Raw genomic sequence first — 19251 nt, forward strand, 5'->3', positions numbered from 1 at the left:
GGAATGTGCCGGGCAGATTATAATTTACTACCGTTACAAGTAATAAACAAATATCTATTTAGGAGGTAAAGCTCAGATGAGCAAACTAACTACCGGGAGTTTTTCTATAGAAGATCTGCAATCCGTTCAGATCACTATTGAAAATATTGTAGGTGCAGCCAAAGAAGCTGCCAAAGAGGAAGAAGCCCACCTAATGGGTCCAAGCCCCTTCCCTGGTCTTGCAACCTACAGGGATGACTGGAATTTTAAACTACTCGACCGCTATGAGCCTGTAATCACTCCAATGTGTGATCAGTGCTGCTACTGCACATATGGACCATGTGACCTTTCCAACAACAAGAGAGGTGCCTGTGGTATTGACCAGCTGGGACACAACGGCAGGGAATTCTTCCTCCGTGTGATTACCGGTACGGCATGTCACGCAGCCCATGGTCGCCATTTATTCGACCACCTGATCGAGACCTATGGAGAAGACATACCTCTTGACCTCGGGAAATCCGACGTCCTGACCCCGAACATCACAATTACCACAGGAACCCGGCCAAAAACCCTCGGAGAAATCAGGCCTGCACTGGAGTATACCGAAGAACAGCTCACGCAGCTCCTCGCAACCATCCACGCCGGACAGGAAAGTGCAGAGATCGATTACGACTCCAAAGCTCTCTTCAGCGGCAGCCTGGATCACGTGGGGATGGAAATCTCCGATATTGTCCAGATTGCAGCCCTTGACTTCCCAAAGGCTGACCCTGAAGCTCCCCTCATTGAAATGGGTATCGGGACTATTGACAAGGACAAGCCCTTCCTCTGTGTGATCGGACACAATGTGGCCGGTGTCACCTACATGATGGACTACATGGAAGACAACAAACTTACCGACAAGGTAGAACTCGGTGGGCTCTGCTGTACCGCAATCGATCTTACCAGGTATAAGGAAGCCGACAGGAGGCCCCCATACACCAAGGTCGTCGGTTCCATGTCCAAGGAACTTAAGATCATCCGCTCCGGAATGCCTGACGTCATTGTTGTTGACGAACAGTGTGTCCGTGGAGACATCGTACCTGAAGCCCAGAAGCTCCAGATCCCTGTGATTGCATCCAACGCCAAGATCATGTATGGCCTGCCCAACAGGGACGAACAGGACATCGATGCGACCATCGAGGAACTCAAGTCTGGAGCGATTCCAGGTTGTGTGATCCTTAACTATGAGAAACTCGGAGAAATCTCCGTGAGACTCGCTCAGGAAATGCACCCGATCCGCGAAGCAGCAGGAGTCAGGGAAGTCGCATCCGATGAGCAGTTGATGGAATGGGTTGACAAGTGTGCCGACTGTGGTGCCTGCTATATGGCTTGCCCCATTGAGCTCGACATTCCGGAAGCCATGAAGCATGCCAAGGACAGAGACTTCACTTTCCTCGAGGACCTCCACGATGCATGTATCGGCTGCCGCCGCTGCGAACAGGTCTGTAAGAAGGAAATTCCAATCTTGAGCGTCATCGAAAAAGCCTCCCAGAAGATTATCGCTGAGGAAAAAGGCTGGATGAGAGCTGGCAGAGGTCAGGTATCTGATGCGGAAATCCGTTCGGAAGGTCTGAACCTTGTCATGGGTACCACCCCAGGTATCATCGCAATCATCGGTTGTCCAAACTACTCTGACTGCGCCAAGGGTGTTTACTACATCGCAGAAGAATTCCTTAAGAGGAACTACATCGTTGTCGGTACCGGGTGCGGATCCATGGATATGGGTATGTACAAGGACGAGAACGGCGAGACCCTTTATGAGAGATTCCCCGGTGGATTCGTTTCAGGTGGACTGGTTAACATCGGTTCCTGTGTCTCGAACGCCCACATTACCGGAGCAGCTCAGAAAGTCGCCGGTATCTTCGGTGGCAGGACCATGGACGGCAACCTTGCAGAAATCGCCGATTATGTCCTGAACCGTGTTGGTGCCTGTGGCCTTGCATGGGGTGCATTCTCCCAGAAGGCTTCCTCTATCGGAACCGGATGTAACATCTATGGTATCCCCGCAGTGCTCGGAGCCCACAGTTCCAAGTACAGGAGAGCCCTGATCGCAAAGACATATGATGAGTCCAAGTGGAAAGTCTACGACGCCAGAAACGGCGAAGAGATGGCAATCCCACCAGCACCGGAATTCCTCCTGACAACCGCAGAGACCTGGCAGGAAGCAACCCCGATGATGGCAAAGGCCTGCATCCGTCCATCTGACAACAGTTTGGGTAGGTCCATTAAGCTGACCCACTGGATGGAACTCCACGCCAAGTACATTGGTGGAATACCAGATGACTGGTGGAAATTCGTCAGAAGCGAATCCGATATCCCTCTTGCCAAGCGTGCTTCCCTCATGAAGAAACTCGAAGAGGAGCAGGGCTGGGAAATCGACTGGAAGAGAAAGAAAATCATTTCCGGTCCCAAGATCAAGTTCGATGTCTCGGCACAGCCAACTAACCTCAAGAGACTCTGCAAGGAGGCCTGAACATGGTTGACACTACCAAGAACACCAAACTTTTCACGACCTACGGTGTGACCACCTCAAAGGCGATCAACCCTGACATGGCAGCCAAGATGATCTCCAAGGCAAAGAGACCTCTGCTTGTTGTCGGATCAGGGATCCTCAGGCCGGAACTTCTGGACCGTGCAGTTCAGATTGCAAAGAAGGCAAACCTTCCGATCGCAGCTACCGGTAGCTCCCTCAACGGTTTCCTGGACAAAGACGTGGATGCCAAGTACATCAATGTGCACCAGCTCGGGTTCTACTTAACCGACCCCGCATGGCCAGGGCTTGATGGCAACGGCAACTACGACACAGTAATCGTCCTGGAATTCAAGAAGTACTACATCAACCAGGTACTGTCCGGAACCAAGAACTTCTCCAAAGTAAAAGCAATTTCAATCGGTAGGGACTACATCCAGAACGCAACAATGTCCTTCGGGAACCTGAGCAGAGAAGACCACTATACTGCCCTGGATGAATTGATAGGAAATTTATAAATTAAGGAGGCGAAACGTAAATGGCAGAAGAACAAGAATTCCCATTTGATATTTCCCCTATGTACGAGGGTGAAAGAGTAAGGAAAGACGGTATGTTCGTTGAACTCGGCGGTCCCAAATCCATGGGTCTCGAGCTCGTCAGGGCAGCAGACATGGACGCGATTGTAGACGATCAGGTCACAATCATTGGTCCTGACATCAAGGACATGGAAGAAGGCAAGACCTACCCCTGGGCAATGATCTTTAACATCGGCGGAGAACTGGTCGAAGCTGACCTCGAGTCCGTTGTTGAAAGGCGTGTCCACGACTTCGTAAACTACTGCCAGGGTGTCATGCACCTGAACCAGAGGTACGATGTCTGGATGAGAATTTCCAAGGACACCGCTGGAAAGATTGACTCCCTTGAGTCCTTCGGCCAGGCTGTCATGATGCTCTTCAAGACCGAACTTCCCTTCATTGAGAAGATGCAGGCCACCTTCTACACCGAAGAGGCAGCTGTCAAGGAGCAGATGGACATTGCAACAGATATCTTCAAAGTCAGAGACGCCAGGACCAAGGACCTCCACGACGAAGATGTGGACGTCTTCTATGGCTGCACTCTCTGCCAGGCCTTTGCCCCAACCAGTGTTTGTGTGGTCTCCCCTGACAGGATTGCTCTCTGTGGTGCAATCAACTGGTTCGACGGCCGCGCAGCCGCAAAGGTAGACCCAGAAGGCCCACAGTTCGAACTTGAGAAAGGTGAAGTCATCGATGAACTCAGCGGTGAATACGCCGGAGTCAACGCAATCGCCAAGAAGCTTTCAGGCGGCGAATTCGACAGAATCAAACTCCACTCCTTCTTTGAGTTCCCACACACCTCCTGTGGCTGCTTCGAAGTTGTAGGGTTCTACCTCCCTGAAGTCGATGGTATCGGCTGGATTAACAGGGAATTCCAGGGAGACTCCCCTAACGGACTCGGATTCTCAACCATGGCCGGTCAGACCGGTGGTGGGAAGCAGGTCGTTGGTTTCCTCGGTATCGGTGTGAACTACTTCTACTCCCCGAAATTCATCCAGGCCGACGGTGGCTGGAACAGAGTAGTCTGGCTCCCTGCCTCATTCAAGGCAAAGATTGCCGAAGCTATCCCTGCTGACATCATTGACAAGATCGCGACCGAAGTAGATGCTCCGGACATAAACTCCCTCAAGACTTTCCTTCAGGAGAAGAACCACCCCGTAGTCGCTAACTGGGTAGAGGAAGAAGAGGAAGAGGAAGAGGAAGAGGAAGAAGAAGAGACAGCCGTTGCAGCAGCCGCTCCAATGATGATGCCTGCAGGCAGCTTCCAGATGCCCGCAATGCCCATGATGTCCGGCGGATCCGGTGGCGGAATTAAGTTGACCATCAAGAACGCCAAGATCACCATCGGGAAAATGATCATCAGCGAAACAAAGGCAAAGAAGTGAGTGACTAAATAGGTTCCTGGTCAATTACCCCTCCCCAAAACCTTTGTCTGAGGACTCAGGTTTTTGAGGAGGTGGTCTTTTTGTTTAAGATAAAAATTAAATAATAGACCAGGTCCTGAAACAATTCAAAAACAGTCCTAAAAACAATGGGGTATTCTGTGACAAAAATTATCGCAATAACGGGAAAGGGTGGTACAGGTAAAACAGCGGTATCGGCTCTTTTGATCCGCTACCTTTGTAAAAAAGGTCAGTTCTTGCTGGCAGTTGATGCCGATGCGGACACCAATTTACCTGAGACCCTTGGATGTGAAGTTAAGAAAACAATCGGAGATGCAAAAGAGTTTCTGCAAGAAGTTGCAACCAATCCACGGCCGGACCATCCGGACACGAATAAAGAGTCTTTGCTACAAAGCAAGGTCTATGAGATTATCGAGGAGATGCCCGGCTATGACCTCCTGGTCATGGGCAGGCCCGAAGGTGCAGGTTGCTACTGTTACGTAAACAACCTGCTTCGGGGTATCATGGATAAGCTGGTCCAGAACTATGATGTCGTGGTCATGGACACGGAAGCGGGGCTTGAGCACTTCAGCCGGAAGATCGTTCGAGACATCGATTCCCTGATCGTTGTTACGGACGCGTCCCGCAGGGGCTTCCGGACTGCTGAACGGATTCGCGAACTTGTGGATGAACTGGATGCGAACGTAAAGAACGTCTACGTTATTGCGAACAAAGTCACAGATGTAAACAGGGATCAAATCGAAAAACTTGCCGGGGATCTGGGCCTTGACCTTATAGGCATGGTCCCTCTGGACCCGAAAGTAGAGGAGCTGGATATAGGAGGAATACCCCTCTCCGAGCTCCCGGACGATTCAATTGCAGTCAGGGAAGTAGAGAATATTGCAAAGAAGCTGGGCTTATGAGCCCGGTTTTTTTTGCATCCTTCCTACCAGGACCTGATTGAACCTGATTTTACGAATATAAAAAACGTCACTCATAAACCAACATAAGTGGTGAGGTTTACATGGCACAGAAAATGAAGCTTTCAGAAATAACAAACATGTTTGCGGGCATGAATGTAGAAGCCCTCGAAGATGTTGAGATTGAAGGGGACATCGAGATTGATCTCGGTTCTATGGGAGGTGGCTTTGACCCCATGCTCGCTGCCGCATTAGGACAGGAGAGCGCGGTTCTTGCTCAGCACTTCGCAAGACTCGCAGGCATGTTCGGATGTCCTGTCGGAATCGGCGGACCCGCTATGGCTGCGGCCCCCGGAGCTGCCCTTGCAGCCCCAAAATTCAAGAATCTTATCCCAGCCAAATTCGATGTTGCAAACATGGAGGACTGGGCAACCCCAATCCAGGAAGTCCGGATAGGTAACACCTCCGCAGACGGTGGAAGCCGTGGAAATTCAGTAACCGTTGGTGGCGAGAAGGCCCTTCCGTTCTTCTTCGACGCTGAGATGCCTAACAGGAACCAGGTTACCATTGACGTGTTCGACATGCGCATCGGCCTTGCAAAGGCTGTCAAGCAGAACTACGACGAAGTCATGGATAGCCCCGGAGAATGGGCAAAGAAGAACGTTGACCAGTTCAACGCCGACATGATTACAATCCACCTGATTTCAACCGACCCTCTCATCAAGGACACCTCGGCCAAGGAAGCAGCCAAAACAGTAGAAGAAGTGCTGCAGGCCGTAGACGTGCCAATCGCAATCGGTGGATCCGGGAACCCGCAGAAGGACCCCGAAGTCCTCGCAAGAGCAGCAGAAGTTGCAGAAGGCGAGCGCTGCCTCCTTGCATCTGCCAGCCTGAACCTGGACTATGCCACAATCGCAGAGGCCGCATTAAAGTACGACCACGATGTGCTTTCCTGGACCCAGCTGGACATGAACAACCAGAAGGAACTGAACAGGAAGCTCATGAAGCAGTGCAACGTGCCCAGGGAAAGAATCATCATGGACCCGACCACTGCCGCCCTCGGATACGGTCTCGACTACGCTTACACCAACATGGAGCGTATCAGACTTGCAGCCCTTATGGGTGATGACGAACTGACCTTCCCAATGTCCTCAGGTACCACCAACGCATGGGGTGCCCGTGAGTCCTGGATGGTTGGATCACCACTCAAGGAAGATTCCGATTGGGGACCAAGAGAATACAGAGGCCCAATCTGGGAGATTGTCACCGGTCTGTCCCTTGCCCTTGCAGGAAACGACCTCTTCATGATGATGCACCCAACATCGGTTGCTTTCCTGAAGAAGGCCACGCAGACCCTCTTCGGTTCGATCGATGAAGAGCCTGTTGACATTTCCAACTGGATCGCAGCGGAGGTGTAAACAATGAAAATAAACAGCCCGTTACAAGCATACAAGTTCCTGCCCCAGACCAACTGTGGAGAATGTGGGCAACCCACCTGTATGGCATTTGCTTCCACGTTGATCGACAGATCCGGCAAGACTGCAGATTGTCCACCCCTGGTTAAGGAAAAGAAGTTCGCAAAGAAGCTTGCAGAACTCGATAAACTCCTTGCTCCTGAAATCCGTGAAGTAATCATTGGAGTTGGAGAGAAAGCAGCAAAGATCGGTGGGGACGATGTCCTGTACCGCCACAAGCTCACTTTCTTCAACAAGACGAAGATGTTCTTCGATGTGGCAGACACCATGGATGAAGCTGCCATTGTGGAGAGAGTCAACCAGATTGCACACTTTGGGAAGTTCTATATAGGGGCCTACCTGCTCCTTGATGGTATCGCTATCAGGGCCGTCTCCGGTGATCCCGCAAAGTTCGCCGCAGCCGTCAAGAAGGTAGGAGAGACAACAGATCTCCCCATGATCCTTTGTTCCTTCAACCCTGCTGTCCTCAAAGCCGGCCTTGAAGCATCAAAGGGCAAGAACCCACTGCTCTACGCCGCAAACAAGGACAACTGGAAGGAAGTCGGAGAACTCGCTCTCGAGTACAATGTACCTGTTGTAGTCTCGGCCGTGGACGATCTTGATGCCCTCAAGACCCTCGCAAAGACATTTGCCGAAGCAGGCATTCAGGACATTGTCCTTGACCCAGGGACAGTCCCCGTAGGCAAGGGTCTGAAGAAATCCTTCAACAACTTCCTGAAGATCAGGAGAGCAGGAATCGATGGAGACATCGAGATTGCCTACCCGATCATGGCCCTTCCATTCACAGCCTGGATGGCAGGAATCGAGGACCCAATCAGTGCCTCGTATTGGGAAACCGTGATGGCTTCAATGTTCACCATCAGATACGGCGACATAATGATCCTCCACAACATGGAGCCATATGCCGTTCTGCCTGAGATGCACCTGGTAGACACCATCTACACCGATCCAAGGACCCCTGTAGCCGTGGACGGTAAAATGTACAAGGTAGGAACCCCAACAGCAGACTCCCCGGTGTTCTTCACCACCAACTTCGCCCTTACCTACTACACGGTAGAGAGCGACATCGCCTCCAACGGAATCGACTGCTGGTTGCTTGCAGTTGACACCGACGGTATTGGTGTGGAAGCTGCCGTTGCCGGGGGCCAGCTGACCTCCGACAAGGTAAAGGACGCCTTTGACAAGTCCGACTTCGACATTAAGAAGGACGTCAACCACAACACCGTTATCATTCCGGGTCTTTCAGCCCGTCTTCAGGGTGACATTGAGGACTCAGTCGGTGTAAACGTCATGGTAGGTCCAATGGACTCCGGCCGTATCCCCGGCTGGATGGAAAAGAACTGGCCACCTAAAAAATAAGGTTGATTAAGTAAATCAATTATTAATTGAAAAACGGCATCCGTGTCAATTGACACGGACAGTTATTTTTTATTTCCTGCTTTGTTTTAGATCTCCAGTACAGCTTTGGTTCTGCAGCTCGGAATTAAACGCCAGATTCCGGAAGAGAAACTGCTCTGGAAAAAACGAAAATATTTTCCTCCATTTTTATGAAACTCGTTTTTGCTGATTTTTTCTTCATTGAGGATCTTCTTTGCTTCTAAAAGTCAAAAAAAGAGACTATTTTTAAATAGAAGCAAGATACTCTGGTGCTATAATATCTGAAACTCCGGGAGCTATTGACCTTTTAACCATTTATTAGAGATTCCCCTGCTCAAAAACCTGAGCCTTCAGACGAAGGGGGATAGTTGAAGGTTCTTTGTTTTCCTGAATTATTTCTACAAAATATAAAACCAAACAACTCAAATTGATTAAAAGGATTATAATGAATCTCATAACATGCCCAAAATGTGGAGAAGACTGCGATAGACTCTTCGGCAACGTCTGCAGGGCTTGCTTTTTCAAAAATTTTAAGCTTATTGAAGTCCCCCTTGTCCTGCACCTGAGGATCTGTTCCCGCTGCGGGGCATATTACCGTAAGAACCACTGGGAGAAAATGGGTTCCCTTGAAGAAGTGGTTTTAAAGACTGTGGAAGACGCTCTTTCCATCCATGAAATGGCTGAAAATATCGAACTTTACCTTGAACCCAGAAATATTACCCCCTATCGTTTTATGGTCAGGGCCGAGGTGAAGGCCACGGTTATGGGAGAGCCGGTCTATTCCAAATCCGAGGTGGAGGCGGAGGTCAGGGTCAAACGAGAAGCCTGCGACATGTGCAGCAGGGAAGCGGGCGGGTACTTTGAAGCTATCATTCAGATCAGAGCAAATGGCCGTTACCCGACAGAAGACGAAAAGAAGCGCAGTATGGAAATTGCTGGAGAGGTCGTGCGGCAGATGAAAAAGAAAGGAGACCGTATGGCCTTTATCACGCATGAGCTGGAAATCAAAGAGGGCCTGGACTTTTACATGGGCTCCATGAACGCAAGCAAACATATCTGCAGGCAGCTTTCCTCGGAACTCGGAGGCAGTTTTTCCGAGTCTCCTTCCCTTGTGGGGATGAAGGATGGGAAAGATGTCTACAGGATCACATATTCCATGCGCCTGCCCGAGTTCCGGCCCGGGGACGTGGTCTATTTCCGGGAGAAAGTTATCGAAATCAAAAGTTCGAGCAAGAAGATAAACGGGCTAGACCTCACAAACGGAGGTTCCCGCTTCATCGCGAAAGCCGAGGAATTCAAAGGCGCGGAAAAACTGGCCAGGACCGAGGACGCGGTCCAGGCGGTGCTGATCTCGATAGAAGAAAACGCAATCCTTGTGCTTGACCCTGAGACCTACGAGACCGTGACCGTAAGAAAACCGGCATCTTTTACCGCCGAAGCCGGAAGCGAGATAAAGGTTCTGAAGACTTCTTACGGGCTTTTTGCACTTCCTGAATCGAATTTTAACCGGGAAGGGGCAAAAAGTTAATAAAAACAGCATGAGTAATTTATGAAAAATGTTCTGGTAATAGGGTTTGATACCCGCAATATCGTCTGTTCAGCAAAAAGGGCGGGTTATACCGTCCATTCGATTGACGCTTTCCGGGACTTCGACCTGCAAAAATGTGCAGGAAGCTCTGAACGCTATGAGTGCGAGGATCCTCAGGAGTTTAAGGCGATAGCCCCGGGTTTCATTCGGAAACGCCTGGAGACACTGGAGCCGAAAATCGATTTACTGGTCCTTGGCTCGGGACTGGAAGGACTCGAATGTCGGGGCTTTCCCTGCCCTGTGCTCGCAAGCCGACCGGAGGCTGTGAGGGAGGCTTCGGACAAGGCGCACTTTGCAAAAAAGCTCAAAGCCCTTGGGCTTCCTCATCCCCGCACCTATTCTCCCGAAGAAATGGATTCAATCGAGTTTCCTGTCATGGTCAAACCCACCTTCGGGGGAGGAGGAATCCTGAACAGGGTAGCCAGGGAACGGACTGAACTTCAGGTTTTGCTTGAAAAACTGGGGGAAATGGGAATTAAAGGAGAGGACATAATAGTTCAGGAATTCCTGGAGGGCATTCCCGCAAGTGTTTCCGTGCTTTCCACGGAAAAGGAAGCCCTGGCAGTGGCCGTAAACAAGCAGCTTATAGGAACGCCCTGGCTTTCCAGGCTCCCTTTTGCGTACTGCGGAAACATAACCCCTTTCGAGACCCCTTTTGCGGAGGAAATGGAAGCCATATCCGAGGCCCTTGTGCTTGAATACGGGCTGCTTGGGTCTAACGGAGTTGACTTCCTGCTTACGGAAAAGGGGCCGGTTGTGCTTGAGCTCAACCCGAGGTTTCAGGGCAGCCTGGACACGGTGGAACTTGCAACCGGGCTGAACCTTTTCGAGGCCCATGTCCGTTGTTTTTCTGGAGAACTTCCTGAAAAACCCGGGGCAAAACAGTTTGCAGCCCGAGGAGTCCTTTATTCGGATCGTGAACTTTTTATAGACGGGGGACGCATGGGGGTAATCCTCAGGGAAAACACAGTGGACATCCCGAATGCCGGGGATGTGGCCGGACCGGACGGCCCCCTGACGTCTATTCTTGCAGGTGCTTCGAGTAAAGAAGAGGCACTGGATGCCTTAAAGGCGGGGGCGACCCGCATAAAGGCCGCTTTCGGCATGGAAAAAGGTTGCTGAAGGGTCGCGCGAAAGGCAGAGAAAAGGCCTCACAGAGATGAGAGCCTGGATGTAATATTTAATATGTTATGCGTTGTTTTGTATATGGACTCGTGAGGTGATCACAGTTGGTTGATCTAAAGGATAGGGTTGTTCAGGGCTATATTAAAAGCCTTGTAGGGGAAGACGGGCTTAAGATGATTGAAGGTATGCCCGAAGGTGAAGTTACGGATGAGCAGATCGCGGAAAAAACCGAAATTTTGCTAAACACGGTCAGAAGGGCCCTTTTCATATTATATCAAAATAAACTTACAATTTGCCGGAGGGAGCGGGACTCAAACAGCGGCTGGCTCACCTATCTCTGGCACCTGGACTTTTCGGGGATCGAACAGCAGCTCTCCCGTGAAAAGAGAAGACTGACCAGGAACCTTAAGACCCGCCTCGATTTTGAAGAAAACAACCTCTTCTATGTCTGCCCCATGGGCTGCGTCCGCCTCCTTTTTGACGAAGCTACGGAAACCGAGTTTCTCTGTCCCATGTGCGGGGAAGACCTGACTCATTATGATAACTCTCATTTTGTGGATGTCCTGAAAAAGCGTATTGAGAACCTTGATTCTGCATGAGGTACAGGGAAAAGTGACCTCCGAAGCCGAAGCTATAAGGTTGCTGGAAGAAGCTGGCTGTGCCCCGAAGGTGATTGAACACTGCAAGGCGGTTGCAGTCCTGGCAGTTGAAATCGCAAAAAAGATAAAGGGTGCAGGCAAAGAGGTGGATATTGGGCTTGTTGAGGCAGGTGCCCTCCTGCACGACCTGGGACGTTGCCGGACCCATGGGATTGAACATGCCCTGGAAGGCTTCAATCTGGCAAAAAAAATGGAACTGGATCCCCGGTTGGCAGAGATCATAAAGCGGCATATAGGCGCGGGGATTTCAAGGGACGAAGCAAAAAGTTTCGGGTTCCCAGATGATGATTATTTCCCCCGGAGCCTCGAAGAAAAAATCGTGTCCCATGCGGATAACCTTGTCAAAGGGACAAAAAGGATATCCACGGAGGAAAGGCTTGTCCTCATGAAGAAAAAGGGCGTGAGGGATGAGGCCATACGGCGCACAATGCTTCTTGCCAGGGAGATAGAAGAAAGCTTCTGGAAAGCCCCCAAATAAAAATAAAAAAGATAGGGATTAATAAGCAGAGGAAAAGTTATATATATCGAAATTAATAATCAGGTAGTGTACCGTTTAAACCGGCGTGGTTTAAATCTGGAAACATCCATACTAATCAAAATATTTTTTTAAGTATATTTTCTCGTTTTTAAATTGATTATGAGGGTATGTTTATGGATAGTGATAAGTATTTAAAGGGCACAACTACCGTCGGAGTAGTATGCACTGATGGTATCGTGCTCGCAAGTGAACAGAGAGCTACAATGGGGCATTTCATTGCAAGCAAAACCGCAAAGAAGGTCTATCAGATTGATGACCTTGTAGGGATGACCACCGCCGGGTCTGTAGGAGATGCCCAGCAGCTTGTTCGGGTAATAAGCGTGGAATGCAAACTCTACAAAATGAGACGAGATGAGCCCATAACAATCAAAGGGATAAGTACTCTTATGTCCAATGTCTTAAACGGGAACCGTTATTACCCCATGATGGTACAGCTCGTCATCGGAGGCGTTGACAAGAATGGGCCGTCTATTTATTCTCTTGATGCCCTTGGAGGAAGCATTGAAGAGACTAAGATTACAGCAACAGGTTCAGGTTCTCCAATGGCCTACGGTGTGCTTGAAGATCAGTACACGAAAGATATGAGCATCGAAGAAGGTACGAATCTTGCCATCCGGGCAATCCACAATGCCATGAAAAGGGACTCGGCTTCCGGCGATAATATCAACGTGGTGGTTATCACGAAAGATGCATTCACACGTCTGGATCCAGAGGATGTTAAATCAAAGCGAGCGTTATTCAATTAAATATCTATTTATTAATATTTTAAGAAGCTGATTTATTAATATTTTAAGAAGCTGATTTATTAATATTTTAAGAAGGATTTATTAATATTTTAAGAAGCTGATTTATTAATATTTTAAGAAGCTGATTTATTAAAATATAAATTAACTGGATTTTTAAGCGATTGGTTGAAATATAAATAGACCAATATATATTTTAATTGATTATAATCTAAAACTGACTAGAATTTTAATTAATTGATTAATATATTAATCAATTAATTAAATCTGGCTGTTAACTTTTTATTTGCCCTTCGGGGCAATACATTATAAACGCAACATTATTTTTAATACAATTTTTTTGAAATCCAAAATTTTTTGGTTTTTTAATAAAAAGGGAAGTTTACTAATGCCCATAGAAGACGTTCTTTTAGACCTCAAAAGGAAAATTGAGAAAAACTTGCCCAAAGGAGTTTCAATCACAGATGTCGAGTTTGAGGGGCCGCAACTCGTACTCTATACCGAAGAGCCCCGCAAGTTCGCAGATGACGGGAATATCGTCCGGAACCTGGCAAAAGAACTCAGGACGCGGATTGCCATGCGCCCGGACCCCCGTGTACTTGCAACTCCTGAGGACTCAATTTCTGTAATCGAAGAGGTCGTCCCCAAAGAATCCGTAATTTCAAGTTACTATTTTGACCCGGATTCCGGAGAAGTAATCATAGAGGCTGAAAAGCCGGGACTGGTTATAGGTAAACACGGGGCGACCCTTAGAGAGATTACAAAGCAGATTGGCTGGATGCCAAAAGTTGTCCGTACCCCTCCCATCAAGTCCCGGACCGTGAAAAACATCCGGGAATTCATGAGGAATAACCTGAAAGAAAGGAAGGAAATCCTGAAAACCGTGGGCAGGAAGATCCACAGGGAATGCACCTCAAAAGACCAGTGGGTCAGAGTGACCGCACTTGGAGGCTGCAAGGAAGTGGGGAGGAGCTGTTTCCTGCTCTCGACTCCCGAGTCCAGGGTTCTTATTGACTGCGGGGTAAACGTGGGGTCCGATGAAAACATGACCCCTTACCTCTATGTGCCCGAGGTCTTCCCCCTGAACCAGATCGACGCCGTGATCGTAACCCATGCCCATCTGGACCACCAGGGACTCGTCCCCCTTCTTTTCAAATACGGGTACACTGGACCTGTTTATTGCACCCCTCCTACGAGGGACCTGATGGTGCTGCTCCAGCTTGACTATATCGACGTGGCAGCCAAAGAGGGAAAGAAGATACCCTACGAAGCCAGCATGGTCGGAAAAACGCTGAAACATACGATCCCTCTCGATTACGAAGAAGTGACGGATATTGCTCCGGATATCAAACTTACCTTCCACAACGCAGGACATATCCTGGGCTCCGCTATTTCCCACTTCCACATAGGAGACGGATTGCACAACGTGGTCTTTACGGGGGATTACAAATACGAGAAGACCCGCCTCTTCGACCCTGCGGTTAACAGGTTCCCGAGGGTCGAGACCGTTATCACGGAAGCCACCTACGGGAACTCAAACGCTTTTCAGCCTTCCCTAAAGGATTCGGAAAAGCACCTGCAGCGGGTCGTGAAGGAAACTATTGAAAGAGGAGGACTTGTCCTTATCCCGGCCTTCTCAGTCGGGCGAAGCCAGGAAGTCATGATCGTGCTCGAGGAGTCTATCCGGAAAGGGATTATTCCCAATGTCCCGGTCTATCTGGACGGGATGATCTGGGAAGCCACGGCAATCCACGCCACGCATCCCGAATACCTGAACAACGACCTGCGGAAACTGATCTTCCAGAAAGGGCAGAACCCCTTCCTTGCCGAGTGCTTCAAGCCTGTGGACTCCCACGATATGCGGAAGAAAATCACCGAAAACCCGCACCCATGCGTTATCCTCTCCACCTCGGGGATGATGAACGGAGGCCCTGTTATGGAATACTTCAAGACCTTTGCCGAGGACCCCAAAAATACCCTTGTCTTTGTTGGCTACCAGGCTGACGGGACGCTCGGCCGGAGAATCCAGAAAGGCTGGAAGGAAATTCCCATGGCCGGAAAGAACGGAAGCACCGAGGTCGTCAAAATGAATATGGACGTCCAGGTCGTGGATGGGTTTTCAGGACACTCGGATCGCAGACAGCTCATGGACTATGTAAGGAAAATGCAGCCTCGGCCCGAAAGGGTCTTCACCGAGCACGGGGACGAAAAGGCCTGTGTGGACCTGGCAAGTTCGATCTACAAAAAACTGAAAATCGAGACCAGGGCCCTCACAAACCTTGAAACCGTGAGACTTCTCTGATTAACTTTTTTCCGGTGTGTGGTCCCCCGCTTCCCACCCGCCGGGGACCCCCTCAGTGAATTACTTTTTCAAAAAAGGGGGACCTGGCGGGTTAAAAAGGGGATGCTTAAAAAAAGGAATTACGGAGCCCTTTAAGGGCTTTTTAAATATTTTTTGTCAGATCGGCAAACCCCAGCAAGTGTTCCACGAGTTTGCTGTGGTCCTCAAGGATAAGGTCAGCCCTGTCCAGTTCTTTTTGATCTATATAGGTGGGAACCCCTATGCAGTAAAGTTCCGCTCGCTTTGCGGCCTCTACTCCCAGGATTGCATTTTCTATTACTATACATTCTTCTTTTTCGATTTGTAGAAGCTCGACGGCCTTCAGGTAAGGCTCAGGATTGGGTTTTCCGTGTATCACGTCATCCCCCGTAACAACAGCGTCAAAGATTCCAGGATAGAGTTCTTCCAGAATCTCGTGTACGATCACCCGATCGGTGCCTGAGACTACGCAGAGCATAAAGTGCTTTTTCAGGGCGTCAAGGCATTCCCTCATCCCGTCAAAGGTCTTGAGCTGAAAGGTCTTCCGAAACTCCTGCCGGTACTTTTCGGTAATCTCTTCAAAATCAAAGGTATCGGAATCTTTCCCCGCTTTGTTTATAAGCAGGGGCAGGCCTGTCCGGGGGTTTGAACCCTCAATAGCATAGACATCCTCGTCCCGGATAACCATACCCATTTCCAGAAAAGCATGTCTCCAGGCTGCCGCATGAAAGGGCATGGAATCCACAAGGACGCCGTCCATATCAAAAATAAATGCTTTTAACACAGTTTTGACTCCGGAGCTGGAACTATTAACAGTCCAGCATATTGTTTGAAATACCTCTGCTTTTTGTTAAATTTGATCTTTAGCAGAAGTCCAAAAAATGAGATACTTTTGTATCTTCTCCAAATGTAGGGGTGCAAGAATCATTCATAAAATATAATACTTGTTCCATATGTTAATTCACATGAATGAACGAAAGAATGAATGAAAAAATGGAAGAATGAAGTGAAAGACCCGGATCAAGCCGATTCTTTTTCAAACAATTTTTTCAGGTCTGTCAGGTCAATATCAATATCGAAATTCACAAGTTTGAAGAATTTTTTTGCTCTCTGGTCATCGTCCTCAAGCCGCAGATCACTTTCCACAAAACCGGCCTTTTCGAGCCGTTTGAGGTGAAGGTAAAGGACCTGCCTGGAAACATTTAGCTCTTTGGCAAGCTCATAGATATACCACTCCCGTTCGGCCAGCATGTAAATAATTTTGAGACGAAGGGGGTGGGAAATGGCCTCCCCGGTATTTATGATCTGTTGCATTGTTTTTGCCATACTAAAATCTGAAAATCTGTAGCTCAATCATCTTATTAATAAGTTAAAAGGTTTTAGATTTCTTCGAGCTTTTTCTTGATTTCTTCAACCATTTTTTTTGTTTCTTCCAGGTCTTTTTCCATAAGAACGCAACAGGAAACTCCTGAATCTTTAGCTAAGGGGAGGAATGCGTAAACTTCCCGTACTTCCGTCCTTTGAATTAATGTACTTGACCTGGCCCTCAATCGTTTACAGTTTTTCTTTACATTGACGCTATCTGTAATTTTGTTCCCAAATATATCCATGATTGCAAAAAACCCGTTTGATCGCTTCCCTTTAACGAATCCACTGCCTTTTGAAGTCTCTAAGAAGTCAAATTTTCGAATCCCGTATATTTTACCGGTTGGAATCTTCTTTTCAGATCTAACACCATTTGTCTGCCGGTAGTCCCCGGCTGAAACGTGTTTTTTGTGGTAAACCGTATTATCCAGCTTTACAGTTTTCCGGTCCTCGCAGCAGATAGCAACAGCATCATTATAGTGAGATTTAGGGATATTTAAAAACTGCTCTCTCTTAAATTTGGTCTCAAATCCAAAAGTCTCTTCAAAGTTCCAATCTGACTTTTTAAGCTGGCTTTTGATAATACCCATGTCGGTTGCATGTTTGGTTTTTGATCTATTTTTCTTTAGCTCAAACTCTCCGTCATGGAGTGCCTCGTGGCAGGTTTTACATAATGTGATAAGGTTCTCTGGGGTATCCGGCCCCCCCTTGATCCTGAAAATAATATGATGACATTCTAATCTTTTTTCCTTTGATTTTCCTTTGCAGTGCTGGCATGTGTGCCCGTCCCTACTCAATACAAAGGCTTTGACGTTGTAGAAACCCTTTTGTGTACCTTCCTGATACCCAATACCTGAAACTTCCGGGTTCGTTATTTTGTGAATATCAAAGGAAGCCGTTTCTACTTTCCACTTTGTAACCGGTAAGATGGATTCCACAAAGTTCTTTTCTCTAATGTGAGATTCCAGTTTACTCCTTATTGAAGGAGCCAGTCTCCCTTCTCTCCTTGAAGCTGCTCTATTATTGAACCTTGGAGGTCTGTACCGAGTTTTCCGACCTCTCCGAGTTCTTCTGTACATTGCTCTTTGTTCCATCTTTTTAGAAACATCTTGCCTTAACTGAATTTCTGACTGATATAGCACTTTTCCGTTAGCAATGGCAGCACACCCAATAAATTTCGATCCCGAATCTATTCCGGCAATAACTGGCTGAGTGTACCCACTGCTTCCAAAGAGTAATTTAATTGTAAAAGGTGTAGTTCTCAAAACTTTTGCCATCCCTTCACTCAAAAGCTTTCTTGCCTTTGAGGGTTTACAGGGCATTAGCGGGGTTCCGTTATGGTTTTTTACGTAAACTAACATAGAGTTTACCTCCGTTCTTTGGAGTTATGCGTATCTAGTTTTGTGGAGTAAAAACTAGAGGTAAGTAGCCCGGGGGAATTTCACCCCCAGGCCCTCTCAGAACCGGACTTGAGACTCTCACCTCATCCGGCTCCCATTATCCAGCCACTAAAGGCCTTTTTTTTTTTTTTTTTTGTCCATTGGTTCCTCCCTTGTTGCCAAGGTTGACCGCAGTTCAAAACCGGATAATACAATCCCTTTGCTCCATGCCCATTACAGGCACTTCATCACTACTACGAATTGTTCCGCCCCTGTACATTGCATCGATACTTTCGTCCTTGTGGGTCCACCACTTGGAGTTTTCTCTTAACATCAATGTGCAGGTTCCCAAGTTCCACAGAGAAGCCTGTGCTAAGTTCACGCCACCTTCATACCGGTCACCGTCTGGTCAGTAAACAGGGTATCTTCCAGACTCATCCCAGGTTACCGAATCACCCTGGTTTTGATGACATCATAGAGTTTTCGACACGTCAGCAGTGGTTCATTTGCATTCGTCTCCATAGCACATACCTGACGAAGTCAAGCCTCGCCTTTTCCCATAACGCTCACTACCGTGGCTTTTGACCAAAGCAGCTTATGGTGGTTTGGAATCACTACCTGTATAGCGAATCCGAGGGGCCTACCCTCATCTTCTCTGCAGCATAGCTACACTTCATGAGACAGAACTGTCCATGGGTGCGCTTTCGTGGCACACATCCGGCTTCCTCTTGATCTGATACTGAAAGGTTTGTATGATGCAAGCACTGTCCCTACCTCTCAGGACTGTTTAACCAGCATCCTTAGAGCCTGAAACTGAGGCGGCATTCCAGGGTAACTATAATATTCTTTCGTATCGCTTACAGATTTTCTTTACTCCTATCTGTGATCTGGTCAACTAGGGCTTTAGCAAGCTCCTGAGTCTTTAGCTCAGGGGTAGTTGACTCTCGCAAATCTCTCTTCGTTTCTGGCCCCTGTCCCGGCTCCTCCGTAGCCTGACCTGCTAAGGAGCAACATCATGGCCCCAACAATAAGGAGGATCAGGAGGATATTAAAAAAGAGGTTCCAGAACATTCCCATGCCGCTTCCGTATCCCATTATTCCGTTCAAGTATGATACCTCAGAACACTGATAAACATTTTTTGAAACATACAGCAAGTACATGATCTCAGCAGAATCTCCGTTTTAATTATAAAAATATGCAGCCTTCCCTTTTATAAGTCGCCTATCATAAGCAGCATACTTTGCCGGGAAAACAAATCAAGAAAAAGAGAAAGGCGGCCTTCCGTCCTTCGGGAGCCGCCACATATCAGAACAGTA

General features: G+C 48.2%; 16 protein-coding genes. 12 read left to right on the forward strand and 4 right to left on the reverse strand.

Translation table 11 applies throughout. The annotated features are described in order from the left end of the window. Positions 1-76: 76 nt before the first annotated feature. The 12 genes from cdhA (at position 77) to ACZ5QV_RS10455 (ending at position 15172) form a co-directional block, all read left to right on the forward strand. Positions 77-2491, forward strand: a complete 2415-nt coding sequence (cdhA, locus tag ACZ5QV_RS10400) for a CO dehydrogenase/acetyl-CoA synthase complex subunit alpha (protein ID WP_464599752.1) — start codon at positions 77-79, stop codon at positions 2489-2491. 2 nt (positions 2492-2493) lie between these two features. Further along, on the forward strand, positions 2494-3006 hold the full coding sequence (cdhB, locus tag ACZ5QV_RS10405; protein ID WP_464599753.1) for a CO dehydrogenase/acetyl-CoA synthase complex subunit epsilon: 513 nt from the start codon (positions 2494-2496) through the stop codon (positions 3004-3006). Positions 3007-3026: 20 nt separating this feature from the next. Further along, complete coding sequence (cdhC, locus tag ACZ5QV_RS10410) at positions 3027-4448, forward strand: CO dehydrogenase/CO-methylating acetyl-CoA synthase complex subunit beta (RefSeq protein ID WP_464599754.1); 1422 nt, start codon at positions 3027-3029, stop codon at positions 4446-4448. Between the two features lie 158 nt (positions 4449-4606). After that, positions 4607-5368, forward strand: coding sequence for an ATP-binding protein (locus ACZ5QV_RS10415; protein WP_464599755.1), 762 nt, complete (start codon positions 4607-4609; stop codon positions 5366-5368). Between the two features lie 101 nt (positions 5369-5469). After that, positions 5470-6783, forward strand: a complete 1314-nt coding sequence (gene cdhD / locus ACZ5QV_RS10420; protein ID WP_464599756.1) for a CO dehydrogenase/acetyl-CoA synthase subunit delta — start codon at positions 5470-5472, stop codon at positions 6781-6783. Positions 6784-6786: 3 nt separating this feature from the next. Beyond that, a complete protein-coding gene (gene acsC / locus ACZ5QV_RS10425) occupies positions 6787-8199 on the forward strand; it encodes an acetyl-CoA decarbonylase/synthase complex subunit gamma (protein ID WP_464599757.1) in 1413 nt (470 codons plus the stop codon). A gap of 463 nt (positions 8200-8662) precedes the next feature. Next, the gene (locus ACZ5QV_RS10430) at positions 8663-9745 is read left to right on the forward strand and encodes a 60S ribosomal export protein NMD3 (protein WP_464599758.1); all 1083 of its coding nucleotides are present in this window, start codon (positions 8663-8665) and stop codon (positions 9743-9745) included. 21 nt (positions 9746-9766) lie between these two features. Beyond that, on the forward strand, positions 9767-10927 hold the full coding sequence (locus ACZ5QV_RS10435) for an ATP-grasp domain-containing protein (RefSeq protein WP_464599759.1): 1161 nt from the start codon (positions 9767-9769) through the stop codon (positions 10925-10927). A gap of 107 nt (positions 10928-11034) precedes the next feature. Then, on the forward strand, positions 11035-11529 hold the full coding sequence (locus ACZ5QV_RS10440; protein ID WP_464599760.1) for a transcription factor: 495 nt from the start codon (positions 11035-11037) through the stop codon (positions 11527-11529). Further along, positions 11516-12067, forward strand: coding sequence for an HDIG domain-containing metalloprotein (locus ACZ5QV_RS10445; RefSeq protein WP_464599761.1), 552 nt, complete (start codon positions 11516-11518; stop codon positions 12065-12067). Before ACZ5QV_RS10440 ends, ACZ5QV_RS10445 begins: the two co-directional genes overlap by 14 nt. A 173-nt stretch (positions 12068-12240) precedes the next feature. Next, on the forward strand, positions 12241-12873 hold the full coding sequence (gene psmB / locus ACZ5QV_RS10450) for an archaeal proteasome endopeptidase complex subunit beta (protein WP_464599762.1): 633 nt from the start codon (positions 12241-12243) through the stop codon (positions 12871-12873). A 385-nt stretch (positions 12874-13258) separates the two neighbouring features. Then, entirely contained in the window at positions 13259-15172 is a 1914-nt protein-coding gene (locus ACZ5QV_RS10455; RefSeq protein WP_464599763.1) for a beta-CASP ribonuclease aCPSF1, read from the forward strand. A gap of 142 nt (positions 15173-15314) precedes the next feature. Here ACZ5QV_RS10455 and ACZ5QV_RS10460 read toward each other — a convergent pair whose 3' ends face one another. The 4 genes from ACZ5QV_RS10460 to ACZ5QV_RS10475 form a co-directional block, all read right to left on the reverse strand. Beyond that, the gene (locus ACZ5QV_RS10460) at positions 15315-15974 is read right to left on the reverse strand and encodes an HAD family hydrolase (protein WP_464599764.1); all 660 of its coding nucleotides are present in this window, start codon (positions 15972-15974) and stop codon (positions 15315-15317) included. Between the two features lie 236 nt (positions 15975-16210). Further along, entirely contained in the window at positions 16211-16516 is a 306-nt protein-coding gene (locus ACZ5QV_RS10465; RefSeq protein ID WP_464599765.1) for an ArsR/SmtB family transcription factor, read from the reverse strand. A 53-nt stretch (positions 16517-16569) separates the two neighbouring features. After that, positions 16570-17916 carry an RNA-guided endonuclease IscB gene (gene iscB / locus ACZ5QV_RS10470; protein WP_464599766.1) on the reverse strand — a complete coding sequence of 449 codons (1347 nt, stop codon included), beginning with the start codon at positions 17914-17916 and terminating at the stop codon, positions 16570-16572. A gap of 945 nt (positions 17917-18861) precedes the next feature. Then, positions 18862-19041, reverse strand: a complete 180-nt coding sequence (locus ACZ5QV_RS10475; protein WP_464599767.1) for a hypothetical protein — start codon at positions 19039-19041, stop codon at positions 18862-18864. Between the last annotated feature and the right edge of the window lie 210 nt (positions 19042-19251).

The organism is Methanosarcina baltica, assembly GCF_055394095.1.